15 protein-coding genes are annotated in these 21,443 nt (G+C 66.4%); 9 read left to right on the forward strand and 6 right to left on the reverse strand.

From position 1 onward, the window contains the following. Window positions 1-82 precede the first annotated feature (82 nt). Entirely contained in the window at window positions 83-2,191 is a 2,109-nt protein-coding gene (locus ACFQS4_RS18880) for an alpha-amylase family glycosyl hydrolase (protein WP_500195402.1), read from the reverse strand. A 138-nt stretch (window positions 2,192-2,329) separates the two neighbouring features. On the opposite strand from ACFQS4_RS18880, the gene ACFQS4_RS18885 reads away from it, so the two are divergent. From ACFQS4_RS18885 to ACFQS4_RS18895, 3 genes are all read left to right on the forward strand, one after another. Next, window positions 2,330-4,408: a DUF7997 domain-containing protein gene (locus ACFQS4_RS18885; RefSeq protein ID WP_500195404.1), complete on the forward strand. Its 2,079-nt coding sequence runs from the start codon at window positions 2,330-2,332 to the stop codon at window positions 4,406-4,408. Window positions 4,409-4,577: 169 nt separating this feature from the next. Beyond that, window positions 4,578-5,903, forward strand: a complete 1,326-nt coding sequence (locus ACFQS4_RS18890) for a cobyrinic acid a,c-diamide synthase (RefSeq protein WP_500195406.1) — start codon at window positions 4,578-4,580, stop codon at window positions 5,901-5,903. Between the two features lie 266 nt (window positions 5,904-6,169). Continuing rightward, window positions 6,170-7,654: a cobyric acid synthase gene (locus tag ACFQS4_RS18895; RefSeq protein ID WP_500195408.1), complete on the forward strand. Its 1,485-nt coding sequence runs from the start codon at window positions 6,170-6,172 to the stop codon at window positions 7,652-7,654. A gap of 68 nt (window positions 7,655-7,722) precedes the next feature. On the opposite strand, the gene ACFQS4_RS18900 is transcribed toward ACFQS4_RS18895, so the two are convergent. Next, complete coding sequence (locus ACFQS4_RS18900) at window positions 7,723-8,853, reverse strand: ABC transporter ATP-binding protein (RefSeq protein ID WP_500195411.1); 1,131 nt, start codon at window positions 8,851-8,853, stop codon at window positions 7,723-7,725. 229 nt (window positions 8,854-9,082) lie between these two features. On the opposite strand from ACFQS4_RS18900, the gene ACFQS4_RS18905 reads away from it, so the two are divergent. From ACFQS4_RS18905 to ACFQS4_RS18925, 5 genes are all read left to right on the forward strand, one after another. Further along, the gene (locus ACFQS4_RS18905; protein ID WP_500195412.1) at window positions 9,083-11,563 is read left to right on the forward strand and encodes a glycoside hydrolase family 15 protein; all 2,481 of its coding nucleotides are present in this window, start codon (window positions 9,083-9,085) and stop codon (window positions 11,561-11,563) included. 70 nt (window positions 11,564-11,633) lie between these two features. Continuing rightward, window positions 11,634-12,968, forward strand: a complete 1,335-nt coding sequence (locus tag ACFQS4_RS18910) for an extracellular solute-binding protein (RefSeq protein ID WP_500195414.1) — start codon at window positions 11,634-11,636, stop codon at window positions 12,966-12,968. A gap of 77 nt (window positions 12,969-13,045) precedes the next feature. Next, window positions 13,046-13,975 carry a carbohydrate ABC transporter permease gene (locus ACFQS4_RS18915; RefSeq protein ID WP_500195416.1) on the forward strand — a complete coding sequence of 310 codons (930 nt, stop codon included), beginning with the start codon at window positions 13,046-13,048 and terminating at the stop codon, window positions 13,973-13,975. A 2-nt stretch (window positions 13,976-13,977) separates the two neighbouring features. Continuing rightward, window positions 13,978-15,057, forward strand: coding sequence for a sugar ABC transporter permease (locus ACFQS4_RS18920; RefSeq protein WP_500195419.1), 1,080 nt, complete (start codon window positions 13,978-13,980; stop codon window positions 15,055-15,057). A 249-nt stretch (window positions 15,058-15,306) separates the two neighbouring features. Beyond that, complete coding sequence (locus ACFQS4_RS18925) at window positions 15,307-16,263, forward strand: TIGR03557 family F420-dependent LLM class oxidoreductase (protein ID WP_500195421.1); 957 nt, start codon at window positions 15,307-15,309, stop codon at window positions 16,261-16,263. A gap of 124 nt (window positions 16,264-16,387) precedes the next feature. Here the strand turns inward: ACFQS4_RS18925 and ACFQS4_RS18930 are convergent, their stop codons facing one another. Both ACFQS4_RS18930 and ACFQS4_RS18935 read right to left on the reverse strand, forming a co-directional pair. Next, on the reverse strand, window positions 16,388-16,846 hold the full coding sequence (locus ACFQS4_RS18930) for an SPW repeat protein (RefSeq protein WP_500195423.1): 459 nt from the start codon (window positions 16,844-16,846) through the stop codon (window positions 16,388-16,390). A gap of 243 nt (window positions 16,847-17,089) precedes the next feature. After that, entirely contained in the window at window positions 17,090-18,511 is a 1,422-nt protein-coding gene (locus ACFQS4_RS18935) for a heme o synthase (RefSeq protein WP_500195424.1), read from the reverse strand. A 292-nt stretch (window positions 18,512-18,803) separates the two neighbouring features. Between ACFQS4_RS18935 and ACFQS4_RS18940 the strand changes: the two genes are divergently transcribed. After that, window positions 18,804-19,019: a hypothetical protein gene (locus ACFQS4_RS18940; RefSeq protein WP_500195426.1), complete on the forward strand. Its 216-nt coding sequence runs from the start codon at window positions 18,804-18,806 to the stop codon at window positions 19,017-19,019. A gap of 2 nt (window positions 19,020-19,021) precedes the next feature. Here ACFQS4_RS18940 and ACFQS4_RS18945 read toward each other — a convergent pair whose 3' ends face one another. Beyond that, window positions 19,022-20,182 carry an ArsA family ATPase gene (locus ACFQS4_RS18945; RefSeq protein ID WP_500195428.1) on the reverse strand — a complete coding sequence of 387 codons (1,161 nt, stop codon included), beginning with the start codon at window positions 20,180-20,182 and terminating at the stop codon, window positions 19,022-19,024. 120 nt (window positions 20,183-20,302) lie between these two features. Beyond that, window positions 20,303-21,403 (reverse strand): pyridoxal phosphate-dependent aminotransferase, encoded by a 1,101-nt coding sequence (locus ACFQS4_RS18950; protein ID WP_500195430.1) that lies wholly within the window; start codon window positions 21,401-21,403, stop codon window positions 20,303-20,305. Window positions 21,404-21,443: the final 40 nt, after the last annotated feature.

Consider the following 21,443-nt stretch of genomic DNA (forward strand, 5'->3'; position numbering starts at 1 on the left):
CTGTTGGTTAGTCGGGTACAATGAGTGTTCTGCTCGGCGGTAGAGTGAACGAGGGTGGGTGGTGGAAGTCGGCCCGCGGCGCTTACGCCGTCTCGAGGACGACCACGTCGTCCACCGTAACCATCGTCTCGCTACCGTCGGTCTCGCAGTCGACGGAGTTCCCGGTGACGAGGTCCGTCGGATCGACTGCCACGTCGAACGTGATCGTCGCGGGTCTCTCGCTAAAGTTCAGGGCAACGACGACACGCTGGTCCCCGTGGTCGCGAGCGAACGCGACGGCCGCGTCGGTATCGGCGTCGTACGCGAGATCCCGGAGCGCCCCGCGAGAGAGCGCGGGTTCGGATCGTCGGGCGGCCACGAGTCGCCGGTGGAACGCAGTGGACTCGCCGTCGCCCTCCCAGGGCATCGGTTGTCGGTAGCCGGTCGCACCCCGCTCCTGGCCGTAGTAGATCATGGGGACGCCAGGGAGCGTGAGCACTGCCGCGGCGGCCGCGCGCTGGGCGTGCGGGCCGCAGGTCTCGAGGTAGCGATCCTCGTCGTGATTCTCGACGTAGCGCATGTGGAGCGACCAGTCGGGGAACCCCTCCTGATCCGGTGCGCGGGCGGCCTCGAGAATCGACTCGGCGGGCGCTTCACCGGAGCCGACGTCGACCAGCGTCCAGTAGAGGGTGGTGTCGTAGTGAACGTCGAACTCGGCCTCGGCGTACGCCGGATCGCGGGGAATTGTCTCGTCGAGTAAGAGGAACTCGGGGTCCCGGCCCTCGAGCCGGTCGTGGACCTCCTTCCAGAAGCCGTGAGGGACGCCCCAGGCGACGTCACAGCGGTAGCCGTCGACCACGTCGGCCCACTCGTCGACGACCGCGAGCATGAACCGTCGAACCGCGAGCGAGTCGTAGTTGACGTTCGGGATGTTTCGCCAGTTAAAGTAGTACTGGGCGACCTCGGTGCCCCGGTCGGGGAGGTACCGTCGCGGGGGCCCGTACTCGTCTCGCCCTTTCTCGAGGTCGCTCTCGGTGAGGTGGCTCTCCGCGAACGGCTCCCAGACGTACCAGTCGGCGTAGTCGTCGACTCCGGCGGCGCTCAGGTCGAAGTTTGCGTGCTCGCGGGCGGTGTGGTTGATCACGAGGTCGAAGACGACCCGGATGCCCGCTTCGTGACAGCGGTCGACGAACGACTCGAACGCGTCTCGAGAGCCCAGATCCGAGGCCGTGTCGAAGTAGTCCGTCGTGTGGTAACCGTGGGTCGTCGGGCTCTCGAGGACCGGCGTGAGCCAGACGCAGTCGACGCCCAGCGACTCGAGGTAAGGGACGCGACGTTCGAACGACTCGAACGTCCCTTCGTCGGTGAACGAACGAACGAACACTTCGTAGACGACGGCGTCGCGAATCCACATCGGCGGGTCGTTCACGCGGTCGACCGACCCGTCCGGTGAGATGGCGACGCAGTCCGCGACGCTGGGGCGTTCGCCGACGGCGACGGCGTGGACGCGAACCGTGTCGTCAACGGCCACGGACTCGAGGGCCCGAATCGGAAGGCGGGCCTCGTGGCCGTCGACCTCGAGCACGCCGTCGTCCAGGCCGTCCCGGTCGTCGACCAGGAACTCGACGGACAGTTCGTCGTCCGCGAACTCGCTGTCGAGTCCGGCGGTCGCGTGGGCGCCGATTACGACCGCCTCGTCCTCGACGCGGCCAGCGAGGCGAATCCGCGGGCGGGCGGGGCCTGGAACCGTCGTCTCGGTCCAGACGTCGTGTTCGCTCCCCTCCCCGAGGACGAACCCGTGGCGGTGCTCGCCCGGCGGCAGTTCGACGTCGAAGACGTAGGTGCCGTCCTCGATCCTGGGCCGATCGCGGCCGGCGAGGTGTTCGTTGAACGGCCCGATGACCGACACGTCCGCCGGGTCGTGCTCGGGGAGGTCGTCGCGCTCGAGTTCGAAGGTCGTCTCGCGGCGAACGTCGGGGAACGCCCTGACGCGCTGGACGGCGGTGCCGTCGGGTCCCGCGCACTCGAATCGGTAGGTTCCGGGCACGTCGGGTTCGACGTGCCATACCGGCGCGTCGGGGGCCGTGAGGTCGCTCCCGTCCGGTTTTTCGAGGACCCGCCACCGGTAGGTGGCTGTCGGGTCGGGATCGCGAGGGGCGAGTTCGACGGATTCGCCAACGGACGCGAAGCGAGGTGGTCCGGGGTGTCGCATACCAACGCCATTTGGGGCCCCGCTCTTACGCCTTTGGTCTCCGGCCGATTTCCGATGGTCTCCCGCCCGCTACGCAGTGAACAACTGTGAACTAATTTTACAACATATTTTTGTACCCACCGTTCGTGGTGAGAGTCAATGACGTTACGCGCCGCGCTCGACGACTACAAGCGACACCAGGGGTCCCCGACCGTGTTCCCCGGCGAGCGCCGGACCACGAGCGGCCGTTTCTCTGGACTGGCCGGCCGAACTGTCCACGTCGGCCGAGATGGAACGCTCCGAGACTTCTCCTATCCGCTCACTGGCTGCTACGGAATCGACCGCTCTCGATTCGGCGTCCGGGTCGACGGCGAGATACGGTGGCTCGACGAACTCGAAACGACGTCCCAGTCGTACGTCGACGACACGGCGCTGGTCGAGACGACCTTCGCCGACGATGGTCTCGACACCAATTTTAACCTCGAACTCGAGCGCCTGGACCTCACGCTCGATGAGTTGCACGTGACCCACGTCACCGTCTCCGAGGGGAGCGCCGACGCGCTCGCGGCGTTCGTCTCGTTCGCGCCAGGGGGACGCGACGACCGGATCGGGCAACTTGTCTACGACGACCCGGGCGTCGTCGAGGTGTATCACCGAGCGGAACACGACTTCCTGACGAGCGAACCCCGCTTCGAGACAATCGGCGGCCAGCTTCCCGAACGACTGGCGGACGTTCTCAACGACGAACCCGTGGACTACCCCAGTGGCGAGGAGACGGGCCAGTACGAGGACGGTCGCCTCGGTGGATACGTGCTCGGCTTCGTGCCGCTCGAGAACGGGAGCGCGACGGTCGTCAGCCGTCTCACCGACACCCCCGACTCGTCGGCCGTCGTCGACGACCTCGTCGAACGAACCGCGACGCTCGCCGACGTCGAATCGATTCGAGCGGCGGCGCCCTCGATTTCCGCGGGTCGGGAGGGAAGCGCCGATGCCGGGACAGGGACCGGAACCGGGACCGAGACCGAGACAGCGGACCTCGAGCACGCGACCGTCGTCGACGACCTCCGCGTCCTCGGCGTCCTCTCGAGCGAACGCGGCAGTCGCATGGCCGGCCCCGACTTCGACCCCCACTACGAGTACTCCGGGGGCTACGGCTACACCTGGTTCCGCGACGACGCCGAAATCGCCCGCTTCCTCCTCGAGAGCGCGGACGCCCTCGACCTGGACCTCGAGACCGTGCACGAACACAGCGCGGCGTTCTACGCCGACGTCCAGCTCGAGGACGGTACCTGGCCCCACCGGGTCTGGCCCGACGACGGCTCGCTCGCACCCGGGTGGGCAAACGACCACATCGGCGGCGACGGCGTGGACTACCAGGCCGACCAGACCGCCAGCGTCCTCTCGTACCTCGCGACGTACGCGGAGACGAGCAACGAGCGAGCCCGCGAGGTCGAACCCGTGATCGAGCGGGGCCTGGCGGGTCTCGATGCTACCCTCGCCGAGGACGGACTACCGGTCGCCTGCCAGAACGCCTGGGAGAATATGGCTGGGCGGTTTACTCACACCGCTGCGACCTTCCTCCACGCCTACGCCGCCGTCGCGGCGGCCCCGATCGACGAGGAACTGCGAGCACACGCCCGCGAACAGGCGCGAGCCGTCTACCGCGGCCTCGATCGACTCTGGGACGACGACCGCGGCATCTACGTCCTCCGGGACCGCGACGGCGACGGCGACCTCGACTCCCGGTTGGACTCGAGCACGTTCGCACTCGTCGACGCCCATGCGGCCTACGACGGGCTCGAGTCGGTCGACGACGAGCGCCGGGCACGCCTGCGCCAGCACGTCGACGCGACGCTGGACGGACTCGCCCGGGAGACCGATGCCGTTTCCGGGCTGATCCGCTTCGAGGGTGACGACTGGCGCACTCGCACGCAAGCGGACGAGAAGATCTGGTCCGTCTCGACGGCCTGGGGAGCCAACGCCGCCGTCTCGCTCGCTCGACTCCTCGAGGACGACGCGTACCTCGAGCGCGCCCGCGACCTCCTCGCGGAACTGTTCCCCGGGGGGAGTCTCTGCCTCGAGTCGGGCTACCTGCCCGAGCAGGTCTTCGACGACGGCACCCCCGACAGCGCGACGCCGCTCGGGTGGCCCCACGCGCTTCGGCTGGCGACGGTCGCACAGTTGCGCGAGCTCGACGAGCCGGTTCGTCCGGAGCGCTCGACGCCGGTCTCGAACTGACGGTGACGACGCCCGGGCGTGCTCGCCTCGATACCTTTTTTCTTCGGGCTGTCCAACCGCGAACGAACTGAGAATCGATGCACGAACCGAAGCCGACCTGCGTCCATCCGCCCGCAACGTCGGCGACCCCGACGCCGACCGAATCCCTCCCGACCGGGGTCGATCGATCGTGAACGGGTTCGTCCTCGCCGGCACGAGTTCCGGCGTCGGCAAGACCGTCGCGACGCTCGCGACGATCCGGGTCCTCGAGAACGCCGGCTACGACGTACAACCCGCGAAAGCGGGCCCGGATTTCATCGATCCGAGCCACCACGAGGCCGCGGCGGGTCGCCCCTCGAGAACGCTCGATCCGTGGCTCGAGGGCGTCGAGGGGACACGCCGAAATTACCACCGTGGCGAGGGCGACGTCTGCGTCGTCGAGGGAATGATGGGGCTGTACGACGGCGACGTCTCGAGTACGGCGATGCTCGCCGAGGCGCTCGACCTTCCCGTCGTCCTCGTGGTCGACGCCGCTGCCGGGATGGAGAGCGTGGCTGCGACGGCGCTCGGGTTTCGGCGCTACGCCGAGATTGCCGAACGCGACGTCGAGGTGGCCGGAATCGTCGCCCAGCGCGCTCACGGCGGCCGTCACGAGAACGGAATCAGGAATGCGCTTCCGGAAGACCTGGCGTACTTCGGCCGCGTCTCGCCGCATCCGGACCTCGAGATTCCCGACCGTCACCTCGGGTTACACACCGGGGAGGAGGCGCCGCTCGAGGCGGACGCGCTGCGGACGGCCGCCGACCTCGACGTCGACCGGTTGGTTTCGCTCGCTCGCTCACCCCCGAAACCGCGGTCGGTCGACGAACCCGCCGCCGGGGGAGACGCCCGTATCGCGGTCGCGTCTGACCGAGCGTTCTGCTTTCAGTATCCGGCGACGATCGAGCGGCTGCGTACACGTGCTGCCGTCCGAACCTTTTCCCCTGTAGCGGGCGACCCGGTCCCCGACTGCGACGGCGTCTACCTCCCCGGCGGCTATCCGGAACTCCACGCCGCTGACCTGTCCGCCGGGGGCACGCTCGCGGAACTCGAGGCACGGGCAAGCGAGGGGGTCCCGGTGTTCGGCGAGTGTGGCGGGTTAATGGCGATGGCGGAGTCGTTGACGACGGTCGACGGCGAACGCCATCGAATGGCCGGGATTTTGCCGGCGAACGTGACGATGTGTGAGCGCTACCAGGCGCTCGATCACGTCGAACTCGCTGCCACGCGAGACGGACTCACCGCTCGGGCCGGCGAAACCCTCCGCGGCCACGAGTTTCACTACTCTCGGGCGGACGCGGCCACCGACGCGCGGTTCGCCTTCGAGGTGCGACGCGGCGAGGGGATCACCGGCGACGCCGACGGCCTGCTCGAGTACGCGTCCCTCGGGACGTACGCGCACGTCCATCCCGAGAGCGGCGCGTTCGACCGGTTTCTCGAGGCGGTTGCGGCGAACGGCGGCGGTTACAGCCGCTGAACCGCGGTCTCTGCGGACGCTCGGGCCGTCAGTGTGGTGGTCGCGAAGGCCGTAGACGTCGGACATCGGGCATCGAGCATCGGGCATCGGGTATCTTCGAGCAGCTGAGAGAACACGTCCAGTTCAAAAACGGGAAACGCCACCATTTTGCGCCCGCCAGCCGAGCGAGTCGGTAATGCGTCGGACTGTACCACCAAACGGTACGAACGTGGCCGTCGGACAATCATGGGTTCGTGCCGCCCCGTTCTCGAGGGGATCGAACACGGATGACTGAAACCGTCCTCGTCGCCGGCACCGCGAGCCACGTCGGCAAGAGCACGCTCGCGGCCGGACTCTGCCGGCTCCTGGCTCGACGGGGCGTCTCCGTGGCTCCGTTCAAGGCCCAGAACATGAGCAACAACGCTCGAGTGGTGCTCGCGCCCGACGGGACGTGGGGCGAGATTGGGGTGTCCCAGTACGTCCAGTCGCGGGCGGCTGGTGTCGTTCCGACGACCGACGTCAACCCAGTCCTGCTGAAACCGAGGGGGGACGGCGAGAGCCAACTGATCGTTCACGGCGAGGCGGTCGCGAACGTCAGTGCCGGGGGGTACTACGACGACCACTGGTCGGTCGCCCGACGCGCCGCCGAGGAGTCCCACGAGCGTCTCGCGGCGGATCACGACGTAATCGTCGCGGAAGGGGCCGGAAGCATCGCCGAAATCAACCTCCACGACCGGGACCTGGCCAACGTCGAAACCGCGCGGTTCGCCGACGCCGACATCGTGATCGCCGTCGACATCGAGCGTGGCGGCGCGTTCGCCAGCCTGTACGGGACGCTCGAGCTCCTCCCAGACGACCTCCGGGAACGGGTCGCTGGTGCGATCATCACCAAGTTTCGGGGCGATCCGTCGCTCCTGACCTCCGGCATCGAGGAGCTCGAGGCCCGGACCGGCGTGCCGATTCTCGGGGTGGTCCCTCACGACAACCCCGGACTGCCCGCAGAGGACAGCGTCTCCATCCCCGACCTGAACGCGAACGAGTCGCGTACCGTCGGCGACGACGGCGTTCCCACTGATCGATCGGTGACGATCGGGGTTCCCCGACTCCCTCGGATCTCGAACTTCACCGACCTCGAGCCCCTGAGTAGCGAACCGGGCGTTCGCGTGGAGTACGTGCCGCTCGAGGCGGAACTGACCGACGCCGATGCGATGATCGTTCCGGGTTCGAAGAACACCGTCGACGATCTGGAGGCGCTCGTCGACGCCGGGTTCGACGACCATATCCGGGCCTTCGAGGGACCGATCGTCGGCCTGTGTGGCGGCTATCAACTACTCGGCGAGCGCCTCGAGAACGCCGGCCTGGAGAGCACGCGGGACATCGACGCCGTCGAGGGGCTCGGACTCTTACCGGTCGAAACGCGGTTTTCGTCCGAGAAGCGCGTCGAGCGCGTTTCACGGTCGGTAAGCGGCGACGGACCGTTCGGCATCGCGGGAACCGTCACCGGTTACGAAATCCGGATGGGGCGCACCACGCTCACGGCACCGTCCCCTCAGCCGTTCGGTCCGGAGAGCTGTGCCTCGGGGCTGGTGGTCGGAACCTACTTGCACGGCCTGTTCGAGAACGATTGCGTCCGCGAAGCGTTCCTCGCATCGGTGTTCGCGTCAGCGAGCGTGCCTCGGCCGCGTTCCCAGGTCGACGACGAGGGGTCGCCGTACGACCGAGCGGCGTCGCTGCTCGAGACGCACGTCGACCTCGTATCGATCGGGTTCTGATCGACGACGGTAACGTCGAACCGTTCGACAGCACTGCGGAAACGGGGCGAGTGGCTAAAAAACCGAGTTCAGGCTTCCGGGGTCGCCGGTTCACGTCGCTGGGGGTGGAGCAACGATTCGCCGGTGTCCCGGTCGAAGAGTCGGATCTTCGATTCGTCGAACGTGATCTCGATGGTCTCACCCACGGCGGGCTTGACGTCGGCGTTGACGCGAGCGATGAAGTCGTCGTGGATGTCGAGGTAGAGGTAGTTGTCACTGCCGATCGGCTCGAGGACGTCGACCGTCGTCTGGATCCCGTCCGAACCGGGATCGGCCGTATAGACGTCCTCGGGGCGAATGCCGAGGGTGACCGGCTGTCCGTCCTCGACGTCGATGTCGGCGGCGTACTCGGGCGACAGCGAGTAGCGGAAGTCCTCGCCGTCAGTGAGGACGAGCGAATTGCCGGATGTGCGGGCGACGACGTCGAGGAAATTCATCGACGGCGAACCGACGAAGCCGCCGACGAATTCGTTCGCGGGTTTATCGTAGACGTGGGTTGGCGCACCGACTTGCTGGAGTTCGCCGTCGTTGAGGATGACGATCTTGTCACCCATGGTCATCGCCTCCTCCTGGTCGTGGGTGACATAGACGGAGGTGATGCCGAGTTCGTCCTGGAGGCGCTGGATCTCGGCGCGCATCGTGGTCCGGAGCTTCGCGTCGAGATTCGAGAGCGGTTCGTCGAACAGGAACAGTTTGGGTTCGCGGACGATGGCTCGGCCGAGGGCGACGCGCTGTTTCTGGCCCCCCGAGAGTTCGTCGGGCTTCTGGTCGAGGAGTTCCTCGATGTCCATCATCTCGGCTGCCCACTGGACTTTCTCCTCTCGCTCGGCTTTCGACAGGTCCGTGCTCATCCGCAGGCCGAAGGCCATGTTCTGGAAGACCGTCTTGTGCGGATACAGCGCGTAATTCTGAAACACCATCGCGATGTCTCGATCCCGGGCACTCTGGCTCGTGACCTCCTCGTCGCCGAGGTAGATCGACCCGGTCGTCGGTTTCTCGAGGCCGGCGATCATACGCAGCGTCGTCGTCTTCCCACACCCCGAGGGCCCGACGACGGTGACGAACTCGCCGTCTGCGACCTCGAGACTCAGATCGTCGACGGCGACGATTGCTCCGCGGTCGTACTCCTTTCGGAGGTCCTCGACTCTCAGACTCGCCATTTCCTAGGTGTGGGTGAATCGCACATATAATTCTTTTCCTCGATTTCAAACGAATGATGCACTATTTCGTAGTATTTTTATCCGTGGCCGGGTGAGATTCGCTATCGTATTCCACTGGCTGCTGGCAGTTTCGGCCGGCGACTCCGCCTCACCAGTCCTCGAGAGCGGCCGCGGGTAGGTCGTCCATCGTCCGACAACGCGCACGCGAGCAGTCAGCATTGAGATACCCATGACGACACCGAATTCGACCCACGACGACTCGAATCGATTCCCCGCCGTGAACTGGGCGAGCGGCGAAACGTACGGGCTCGAGACGCCCCACGACTACGACGCCGACGATCCAACGCGTGTCTGGTGTACTCTGACCGACGGAGCGATCACCGAACCGCGATTCCCGCGCGTGGACGTGATGAACCTGCGAACGCTGTCGTTCGTCGTGACCGACGGCGACGGCTACGTGGCGCGAACGAGTCGACCGGCCCAGCGTGCGAGCGATTCGCTCGAGCGCACCGTGACACCAACGGCCGACGACGCACTCGTCTACGAGCACCGGTTTCGTGAGACGGCGGCGGGCCACGACTGGACGCTGACCGTCGAGACTGCCGTCGATACCGAGAACGAGGCGCTGTGCTGTTCGCTCGCCTTCGACGCGGGCGACGCACCCACTGAGTACGACGTCTACGTCGTCGGCCAGCCGACGCCATCCGCACGAGGCGTCCACACCCGCGCCGAACGCCGAGGCAAGACCGGCGACTACGGACTCGTCGCCTCCGACACCGGCGGCGGGTCGACCGTCATCCACGACCAGGACGGCGAGCCCTACCGCGTTGCGCTAGCACTCGAGGCCGCGGACGGCTTCGACTGGGCGGCGGTCAGGGAGGGCGGCGAGAACGGGGCGGAACCGCTCGAGGGGGACGACGGGGCCGCGGCTTCGGGCGAGGGAATCGTCTCGCTCGGCGCTCGCGTCGGGACGGATGTTTCTGCCCTCGAGACCGAGGTCGCACTCGGATTCGCGACCGACGCGGACGTGGACGCGGCACGAGCGGAAGCGACGCGAGCGCTCGAGCGCGGCTTCGAGACGATTCGCGAGGACTACGTCGACTCCTGGCGGTCGTATCTCGGCGACCTCGACGTCCCCGAGAGCGTCGCCGACGATCCGGACCGACGCGTCCAGTACGACTTCGCGGCGATGACTCTCAAGGCCGTCGAGGACAAGACGTTCGTCGGGGCGGGCCTCGCCTCACCCTCGGTCCCCTGGGGAACCGGTGTCGAGGCCACCGAAGCGGCGGACTACGGCTACAACTTCGTCTGGTCGCGCGACCTCTATCAGGTCTCGACCGCCTTCGAGGCGATGGGTGACGTCGAGAGCGCGATCGACGCCACGGCGTACCTCTTTCGCTACCAGCTCGAGGACGACGGCTTCCTCCCGCAGAACACCTACCTCGAGGGGACTACGCGATGGGGTGGCGAGCAACTGGACAACATTTCGTTCCCGATCGTGATGGCCTACCAGCTCGCGAACCGCCACGGCCACGGGCTCGAGTCGGCGAGCTACGACTACGACGACATGCGGACCATCGCGGAGTATATCCTGCGAAGCGGGCCCGACAGCGAACAGGAACGCTGGGAGGAGGAGGCGGGCTACTCCCCGAGCACGATCGCTGCCGAAATCGCGGGACTCGTCTGTGCGGCCTGGTTCGCCGACCGCGCGGGCGCGGACGAAGACGCCATCCGCTACCTCGCGGTCGCCGACGATTGGTCGCGCGGCGTCGAGGAGTGGTGCGCCACGGACTCGGGAACCGACGAGCACGACGCGCCCTACTACGTTCGCGTGAGCGCGGACGGGCGACCCGACGAAGCGAACGAGCGGACCCTCGCCAACGGCGGCCCGACGCTCGACGAGCGCGACATCGTCGACGCGGGCTTTCTCGAGCTCGTTCGGTTGGGAATCCTCCCCTGGGACGACGAGGTCGTCCGCAACTCGCTCGCCGTCGTCGACGAAACGATCCGCGTCGACACGCCCCACGGCGCCGCGTGGTACCGCTACAACGGAGACGGCTACGGCGAACAGACCGCCGACGGACCGGACGGCGCGGGCGCACCCTGGTCGCTCACCCACGCGGGCAAGGGGCGACTGTGGCCCATCTTCACGGGCGAACGTGGCGAGTACGAACTGCTCGCCGACGAGACCGACGCCGACCTCGAGCCGACGGCCCTCCTGGAGACGATGACCGGCTTCGCCAACAGCGGCCGAATGCTTCCAGAACAGGTCTGGGACAGCGAAGCCCCGACCGAGTTCGGCTGGACGTTCGGCAGCGGAACGGCGGCTGCGACGCCTCTAGCCTGGAGTTGCGCCCAGTACGTTCGGCTCGCTCACTCGATCGACGCCGGTCGCCCGGTCGAGACGCCCGAAATAGTCGCGGACTTCTTCCGCGAACGAGGTCGTGGTCGCACCTCGAGGGACTCGGCGACCCCGACGCTCGAACTCGAGGCCGATGGCGAGACGGTGTCGGGTACCACCGATGGCGACTACGTCGTCGCGCAGACGGATGCAAGAGTCGAGACGAAAGCGGTCACGGACGGGCGGTTCTCGCTCGTGAAGGACGATGCACCGTCACCGATGCGTGTCATTGCCGTCAGCCTCGAGGAGACCGTTTGGGACCTCGACACGGCGACCGTGTTCCTCCGACCGAATCGGGACGCGCCGTGACCACGGGTGTGGTTGGCATCCGCATCCAAAGGACTAAATAGGTGAAGTCATAATTCATCACGTATTCACCATGACAATGGATAGGAGGACGCTGGTGAAGTACCTCGCGGGTGCCTCGGCGGCAGGCGCCCTGGCAGGATGTATCAGTACCGAAGATCCCAGCGGCAACGGCGATGGGAACGGGGACGGCAACGGGGACGGCAATGGAAACGGCAACGGGAACGGCAACGGAGACTACGAGGAGGACGAAGACTGGCCGACCGTCGAACCCGAGGGCGTCTCCGGCGAGGCCGAACTCTGGCACGACCTCAGCGAAGGCGAACAGGACTCCTTCACCTCGTACGTCGAGGAGTTCAACGGCAGCTACGACATCACGATCAGCCCGAACGCGGTGTCGGAACTCGAGGATCAAACGACGGCGTCGATCCCCGCCGGCGACGGCCCCGAACTGTTCGTCTGGGCCCACGACTGGGTCGGGAAGTACTACGAAAACGGCTTCCTGAGCGACCAGAGCGACAACATCAACATCGATCCCGAGGAGTACTTCGGGGAGAACGCGAACTCGGCGCGCTACGACGGCGCGACCCTCGGCCTGCCCTTCGCGGCCGAAACCGTCGCCCTCGTCTACAACAAGGAGTACGTCGACGAGGCGCCCGAAACGTTCGAGGAAGTGCTCGAGATTGCCGAGGAGCACCACGCTCCCGAGGACAACACCTACGGGTTCACCTGGCCGATGGACGCTTACCACGTCAGCGCGTTCCCACACGGCTTCGGCGGCTACTACTACGACGAGGAGTCGGGCGAACTCGGCCTCACGAACGACGAGACCATCGCCGGCTTCCAGTACGTCATCGACAACGTCTGGGACTACATGCCGGCCGATCCCGGCGGAGAGGCCCAGCAGTCGGTGTTCATCGAGGGCAACTCGCCGTTCCTCATCACCGGTCCGTGGAACCTCGGCAACTTCGAGGACAACGACCTCGACTACGGCATCGCACCGTGGCCCGAGGTCGAGGGCAACGAGCCCAGCCCGTTCACGGGCGTCCAGCTGTTCTACTTCGCCGCCGCGATGGACGAAGACCAGGAGCGAGCCGACTCGGCGATCGGCTTCGCGGAGTGGTACACGACCAACACGAGCCTGATCGCCGAACAGGCGGACAAACACGGGTTCATCCCGGTCCACAACGCCTTCGCGGACGACGGCGAGGAATCCGATGCACTGTCCGACAACCTGCAGGGCTTCTCCGCGGCCGTGAACCAGGGCAACCCGATGCCGACCGCCGCCGACTTCCAGGCCGTCTGGGAGCCACTCGAGACCGAGTGGTTCGAGGCCCTCAACGGCAACAAGTCCGTCGAGGACGCGATGGCCGACGCCGAGAGTCAAATTCAGGACGCCTGGAACTGAACGTCTGACCACCAATGAGCCTTTCTTCAGTCGGAGCGCGCTCACGGGACGGGTACCGTGCGGTAGTACCGGAGTTGATGCGAGAGTGGATCAGTGACAACAGCGCGTTGTTCCTGGTCTTGCCGGGCCTGTTTTTCTTCTCGCTGTTCATGTTCTTCCCGCTCCTGTTTACGATCTACCTCTCCTTTACGGACGCCGAACCGGCAACCGTCTTCCAGGACGGCCCCGGCGGAATAATCGGCTTCTTCGGCCTGCGCGGGGTGGAGAACTTCGTCGGGCTGGAAAATTACGTGTCAGTTCTGTCCGACCCCGCCTTCTGGAATTCACTCGGAATCACGTGGCTGTTCGTCGCGATAAGCGTCACGCTCAAGGTGGCCTTCGGCATCTTCCTCGCGATGCTCGTGACGAGCGACCGTGTCCGCGGGAAGCGGTATCTCCGGTCGATCATCATCATCCCGTGGGCTCTGCCACCGATATTCACGATCACTATCTGGAGGGGGGTGTTCAGCTCGGCTCGGTTCGGCCTGGCGAACCAGGCAATCGCCGTCTTCGGCATGGCGCCGAAATCGTGGTTCAACGACCGGTGGCTCGCGTTCGGGACGTACCTCCTGACCGAGATGTGGCTGGCGTACCCCTTCATGGTCATCATCACCGTGAGCGCGCTCCAGGCTGTCCCGGACGATCTGATCGACGCCGCGAAGGTCGATGGGGCCAGCTTCGTTCACCGGTTCCTGAACGTGACCGTGCCGTCGATCAAACGGCCCGTGATGTTCGCGGCGATCCTGACCGCTGCGGCGTCGTTCACCCAGTTCCTGATCCCCTACGTGTTCAACCGGGGTGGACCGGGTCGAGCGAACGAACTCATCATCCTGTACGGCTACCGTGAAGCGTTCACGTTCGACGCCTACGGGGCCGGGGCCGCGATCATGATGACCGCCGTCGTCTTCATCGGCATCTTCATGCTCGCCGCGGTCTGGAAAGGGCAGCTGGCGGAGGGGGTGAACTAACCATGACGATGCTCGAAAGCATTCGCCGAAAACTCGCACGCGACGTACGCACGGCAATCGACAAACCGGCCGAATTCCGGGCCGACGTGGAGTACACGATCGAGGGGGTCAAGCGGGGAACGATCTCGCCGCGGGACGTGTTGATTCCCGCCCTCTCGACGCTCGCAACACTCGTCTTCGTCTTCGTGCTGTTGATCCCCATCTACTGGGTACTCATGATCGCCCTGCAGGGAGACGGGGCCACGCTTTACTCCACCGACAGCGCGGGCCTGATCCCCAAGGAATTCAGCCCGGAGGCGTTCGTCTGGGTCGTCGGCGACCTGTACATTCCCGGCGCAATCGTCCGGATCGCCGTTCCCTTCACCGACGTCGTGTACTACTTCGAGTGGCCGCGCATCGTCTTCCTCGACGCGAGCAACTACGTCGACACGACGTCTGACTTCCCCAGGTACTTCTGGAACAGCCTGTACATCGGCGTCGCCACCGTCGTGATCGCCATGTCGCTCATCGTCCCGGCCGCCTACGCGTTCTCCCGCCGGGAGTTCGCCGGCCGGATGAAACTGCTCTACGGCTACATCCTGTTCACCCAGATCGGCGGTGGCCTCGGCATCGCGGCGCTGATCGCCCTGTACACGATCTTCTCGAGCACCGGGCTCACCAACAACAAACTCGTGCTGGCGGTCTACTACGCGGCGATGGCCGTGCCGTTCAACACCTGGCTGTTGAAGACGTACATGGACTCGATCCCGGTCTCCTACGAGGAGGCGGCAATCATGGACGGAGCCTCCCCGTTCCGCGTCGCCTGGGAGATCGTCCTGCCGCTGGCCAAGCCGGGGCTGGCGACGATCTTCATCTTCATCTTCCTCACCGGGTGGATGGAGTTCATCGTCGCCCAGCTGGTGTTGCGCCCCGAGAACTACACGCTCCCCGTCGGGCTGTTCAGCCTGGTCGACACCTACACGGTGCCGTGGGGGCGGTTCTCGGCGTTCGCACTGGTGTACGCCTCGCCCATCGTCTTCGTCTACATGTTCGCCCAGCGCTACATCGAGAGCGGGCTCTCCTTCGGCGGAGTCTCGGGGTAGCTCGCGCTCGAGCGACGTTCTTCAGTTTTCACGTCCCAAAGCGTCCTCAATTTCCACGTCCCATAGCATGACGCTCGCGCGAACGAGTTCCGACACTATCGCGATTCACATTGCGGGCCAGACCCGCTCCGGATTGCCGAATTCGTCCGAATCGGCTGCTCGAGTCCTGGCGACCCTCGAGACAATCACCGCCGGCGAGTGGCGATTGCAAGTGAAGCGACTACGCACGTCCCGGTGAAATTGGCGACTATGACCCAGTTTGGGTACACCCTCTCGAGCGAGGAACAGGGCCCCGACCGACTCGTTGACCTCGCGGTCGCCGCCGAGGAGGCCGGCTTCGACTTCGTCTCCATCTCAGACCACTTCCACCCCTGGATTAGCGCCCAGGGCGAGTCCCCGTTCGTCTGGAGCACGCTCGGGGCGATCGCCCGGGAAACCGAGGAGATCGAAATCGGCGTCGGCGTCACCTGCCCCATCGTCCGCATCCACCCGGTCAACGTCGCCCAGGCCGTCGCGACGGTCCAGGAGCTGGCCGACGGCCGGTTCACCTTCGGGGTCGGAACCGGCGAGAACCTGAACGAACACGTCGTCGGCGAGCGCTGGCCCGAGCACTCGGTTCGCCTCGAGATGCTCGACGAGGCGATGCACGTCATGCGCGAACTCTGGACGGGTGAGCCGATCAGTTTCCACGGGGAGCACTTCACGGTCGAGGACGCGAGGCTCTACACCGTGCCCGACGAGGACCCCGACGTCGTCGTCTCGGCGTTCGGTCCGAAATCCGCCAGGATGGCAGCCGCGGAGGGTGACGGTCTCTGGACCGTCGGCCCGCAGGAGGAGGTCATCGAGGCCTACGAGGACGCCGACGGGGACGGACCGACCTACACCCAGCTCGACGTCTGCTACGCCGACAGCGAGGAGGAGGCGATCGACACGGTGTGCGAAATGTGGCCGAACGGCGCGCTCCCGGGCGAGTTGAGCCAGGCGCTTCCGAGTCCAGCCCACTTCGAGCAGGCGACGCAGATGGTCGAGAAGGAGGACATCGCAGAAGGGTCAACGGTGACCGACCCCGACCCCGACGCGCACGTCGACTCGCTCGAGGAAGCGGTTGACGCCGGGTTTGACCACGTCTACGTCCACCAGATCGGCGACGAGGAGGAGCGCGCGATCGAGTTCTACGCGGAGACGGTGCTGCCCGAGGTCATGTAGATTTGGGTCCGAGCGCGGTGCCGGGTCGCGTTCGGTGCGATCGGTCTCTCTCGAGGCTCCTCGGCCGTCTCGGCCGGTAGACACTGTCAGCTGCACCCACGGCCGTCTCGGCTGATAGCCACCGTCACCGGGAACCTTCGGCCGCGTCCACTCCGGCTGCGGTCGGCGTACGACTCCCGGCGTAGGCGACGTACCCGGCGAGCAGCGCCGTCAGGGCACCCGAGACGATAGTACTCCAGTATGCGCCACCGGAATCGGTCCCGTACGCGAGCACGAACGGCGAGAGTAGCAGCCACAGTCCCAGGATCGTTACGAGTGCCATCGCGGGCGTACTCGAGGGGTGAGCCGTCTGGATCCGGTAGTAGTTGTAGCCGGCGAGCAGGAAGATCGACGCGCCCACGAGCACGTTGTTCCAGATGGCCGTCTCCGCCGTCCCGTAGACGAACGGCGAGACCGCGATCCAGAGACCGATCAGCGAGACGAACCCGCTGAGCCACTTCTGGCCGCTCGCGTCCCCTCGCGCCGTTCGCGTTGTTCGATCGTCGCCTCCCGCGTCCATCGAACCGCGTGATGAGTCGCTCATGGTGGTCCTCGAGTCGGCTCCGACCAGAGCGCCAAAAAAGGCGAATGACTGTTCGAGCCGCTGGTTCGCGGTCTCGAGAGTCCGCGCTGCTGGCTGTGACTGCCACACGAGTCGACGATCGACTGTCTGGACGACTAATCCGGGATTATCGGCGACTCGAGGTGCCACGAAACCGGAAGACTCGGCGTGGACGGTCGTCTCGAGCGCGTCGGGATCGATAACGCCGTGTTACTGTCCCTGGGATCACGCGCCAACGGCGACGAGCGCGTCGACCAGGATCGCCACGAGAACGGCCCCGAGGAACGCGTTCGAGGCGTGGAACGCGCGGAACGCGGCCCGTTCGGTCTGCTCGAAGTGAAGGTCGACGGCGAACCAGAGGAAGAGCCCGCCGAAGCACACGACAGTGACGGAGTAGAGCGCGCCGAGGTCCGTGAGCCAGACGAGCGCGACCGCGCCGACGAGTGTCGCCCCGATGTAGTAGAGGATGTGCTTTCGCGTGACGGTTTCGCCCCGGACGACGGGCATCATCGGGAAGCCGCCGCGGGCGTAGTCGTCCTGGTAGGCCAGCGCGAGGTTGTAGAAGTGCGCGGGCGTCCAGAGGAAGATCAGGCCAGCCAGCGCCAGAGCAGGGACGCCGATCTCGTTGGTGACGGCCGCCCAGCCGATGAGTGCCGGAAGCGCACCGGCGAATCCGCCGATGACCGTGTTCTGGACGGTGTTCGGCTTGAGCAACAGCGTGTAGACGACGCTGTAAAAGAGGATAGCCACGAGGCCGAGGGCGGCCGCCAGCGCGTTGATCGACAGGAAGACCGTCATCGACGCAGCTGTGAGGAACAGCCCGAACAGCAGGGCGTTCCGAACCGGAACCAGGTCGGTCGCCAGCGGCCGGTCGGCCGTCCTGGACATCTGCTTGTCGATGTCGCGCTCGAGGACGTGGTTGAACGTCCCCGAGGCGCCGATGGCGAGGACCCCGCCGCCGAGGGTCGCGACGATGGTCGAGGCCTCGAGGTCCGGCCCAGCGGCCAGCGCCATGCCGGCGGCGGCGACCAGACAGAGCAGCCACATGAGCCGTGGCTTCATCATCTTGAAGTAGGCGTAGGCGGTGAGTCGGGCTCTGGCGAGTCCGCCGTCGGGAAGTTGTCGTGGCGAGGCGTCGCCGGTATCGATCGGTTCCGGCGGCTCCATCCGGTCGTCGCTCGAGCCGGTGGTGACTTCGAGGTCCCACGCGAGAGCGAGGACGACGAACGTGAAGATGGCGACGCCGATGGTGAGGTGCAATCCGGGGATCAGCACCTGTGGTCCCATCGTCGCCGTGAGCGCGCCGACGGCGACCTGGACCGGGTACAGGGCGACGGCAGAGTATAGGGCGTAGCGGACGCGCCGGGTGGCGTCGCCGATTGCGGCCACGAGGGTCGTACCGACCAGGAGGAGGCCGACGAGGACGGCGGCGACGCGGTGGCCCCACGCGATCGCGAGCTCGGTCTGGCTCAGCGGGTCGGTGGGCGGGGCACACACCGGCCAGGACGTGCACGCGGTGACGGCGTCCGTCAGCGACGTGGTCGCGCCGACGATCACCAGGAGGTAGACGCCGACGGCAGTCGCTGCCAGCAATCCGGCGAACCGCGAGCGCGTCTCGATCGGACGCGGGAACGGCGGCGATGACACGTGTCTCTAGAGGAGGGTTCGTCTCCGCGTATTTAGGGGTCCCGCTTTTTCCGTCCGCCCGTCCATCGTTCGCACTCGCTCGAGTCGGCGCCTCCGCTCGGCCGTCCGATTCGTCACTCGGCTGTCTGTCCACTCACCGCGACGACCGTGCGTTCGACGAACGGTACTCGATATCGGGACGCATTTGCCCCTCGAGATGCCCCGTCGAGACACGTATGTTCGCTCGACGAAACCCTCGCTCCTCGAGATCCGTAGCAACCGGAGAAGCACCCCGAACGGAGGCCGACCATCGATGAACGTCCTCGCCGTCATCGGCGCGGCGCTGGTGGTCAGCGGCGTCGTCGGGATCCGGATGGCGCCGCGGATGGTAGACACGCAGGCCGAACGCGGGGTCGGGGCGGCAGCCTCGGCCGGCGTCTCGCGAGACGACCGAATCCGCGTGATGAAAGGGTCGGGCGTGGTGATTACACTCGTCGGGTTCGGACTGGTTCTCCTGGGAGTTACCTGAGCTCACCGCAAGCAGGCCGCCACGACCTCGAGCATCGACTCGCCCTTGACCTCCTCGGCGAACAGCGGCACTCGCCGCACGTCGGTCGCGCGAAAGAGGTCCTGGGCCTCCATCAACGCGTTCTGCTGGACGTCCCAGCGGCGCTGGCAGAAGGCACAGGACTCGAGGTCAGGCTGCAGAAACTCGCCTTCGACGTCGTCGGTGACCTCCGCCAGCGGCTCCATCACGCGGTTGACGACGACTGTCCCGACGGGGATGTTGAACTCGTTCAACTGGGCGCGCAGGCGCTTCGACTCGAGGACGCTCATCTCCTCGGGGACCATGACGATCCGGAAGTCGGTTCGCTCGGGGTCCTGCAACACGGCACGAAGGCGTTCGATGCGCTCCCGGAGGATCTCGAGGTCCTGGAGGTCGTTTTCCCCTGCTTCGCCAGCGCCGCCGAACATTCCCTTGATGCCGTCGACCATGCTTCCGACGCGCTGGCGGAAGCTGATGATCCGGCCCATCATGGTGTCCATGATCTCCGGCAACTGGAGCAATCGGAGGGTGTGGCCCGTCGGTGCCGTGTCGACCACTACGCGGTCGAACCGATCGTCGTCGAGGTACTCGAGGAGGGTCTGCATCGCGGCGGCCTCGTCGGCGCCGGGCATCGTTCCCCCGAAGAGCATGTCCATCGGCGTGTCCTCACCCATGAACTGGCCGAGGCCGCCCAGCGCGTCGGGGCCGCCCTCGGCCATGAACGCGGCCTGGCCCTCCTCTAAGGCCGCGTCGGGGTCGATCTCGGCGGCGAACAGCGGAATGTCCTCGCGGAGGCGCTCGGGCCGGGTCCCGATCTCGGTCTCGAAGGTGTCCGAGAGGGAGTGGGCCGGGTCGGTCGAGACGACGAGCGTCGCGGTTCCGCGGTTCGCGCTGTCGAGTGCCGTCGCGGCGGCCATCGTCGTCTTGCCGACGCCGCCTTTTCCGCCGTAGAGGACGTAGGCAGGGCCGTCGACGGGTTCGTCGGATGGCTCGACGTCGATGGTCCGTCGGTCTGTGTCCGAGTCCCCGGCCACATCCTCGTCGGCCCCGTCGTCGACCGATTCCGTCGGCGTCACTTCGATCGTGTTGTCCTCGTCTCCGGCCGCGTCGGTCTCGTCGACGGGATCGACATCGAGTCCGCTCATGCTCGAGGCTATCGGACGAAGCCACGAGTACTCGTCGGTTGCGAGCGCCCGGGTCGAGTAGCGATTAGCGAGTTTCGAGTAGCGAACAGCGAGTAACGATCAGCGCTCAGGGAGCAGCGATCAGCCGAAGTACTCGGCCAACCGATCGGCCGCCTCCTCGAGTCGCGGCGTCACGAGCGCGAACCGGAGCCAGTCCTCGCGGGCGGTGCCGAAGGCCTCCCCCGGCATTCCGGCGACACCGGCCTCGTCGATCAGGCGCTCGACGTTCTCGAGCGTGCCCGGATACCCCTCGAACCTGGCCAGCACGTAGAACGCGCCGTCCGGACGGGTGTACTCGGCGCCGGCCTCCTCGAGCGCCGCCGTGAACGTGTCGACGCGCTCGCGGAGGAGTTCGCGGTTGGCCTCGTAGTACTCCGGACCGGTCTCTCGGAGCGCCTGGAGGACGGCGTACTGGGCCGGGGCGCTTCCGGCGACGTTCACCAGCATGTGTCGACTCTTTGCATCGTCGACGAGATGGGGCGGGAAGATGGCGTAGCCGACGCGAAAGCCCGTGATCGCCAGGGACTTCGAGAACGCGTTCGTGACGATCCGGTGATCCGAGTCGACCTCGAGCGCGCTCGAGAACGTCCCGGAGAGGTCGTAGTGGTCGTACACCTCGTCAGCGACGAGGATCGCGTCGTACTCCTCCGCGATGGCGACGAGTTCGCGAACCGTGGGCTCGGGGTAGACTGCACCGGTGGGGTTGTTCGGGGTGTTGACGACGATGGCGGCCGTCTCCTCGCTCGCCGCCTCGCGGACCGCTTCGGGCTCGAGTTGGCCGTCCTCGGCCGCTTCGACGTAGCGGGGCTCGCCGCCGAGCATCGTCGTCTTGCCCGGGTAGTACGAGTAGACGGGATCGGTCAGGATCACCTCGGACCCCGCGTCGCGCTCGAGCGCCCGGGCCATCGCCAGGTAGTTCGCCTCGCCGGCCCCGTTCGTGACGACGATCTGCTCGAGGTCGACACCGCGGCGGGTTGCGATCTCCTCGCGGAGGCTTCGAAGCCCTTCGCTGGGCGGGTACTGGAAGTACTCGCTCTCGAGGTCGGCGTACTCGTGGAGGCCGTCCCTGAGTGCTTCAGGCGGCTCCCAGTCGGGGTTGCCACTGACCATGTCGACGACGTCCCGATCGGCCTCGGCGGCGTAGCCCATGACGTGAAAGAAGAGGGGCGTTTCGTACTCCATGTGCGCTCGTGCGCCGTCGGAGATGGTGATTCTTTCGTCA

Source organism: Saliphagus sp. GCM10025317 (assembly GCF_042663665.1).
Classification (GTDB): domain Archaea; phylum Halobacteriota; class Halobacteria; order Halobacteriales; family Natrialbaceae; genus Natronosalvus.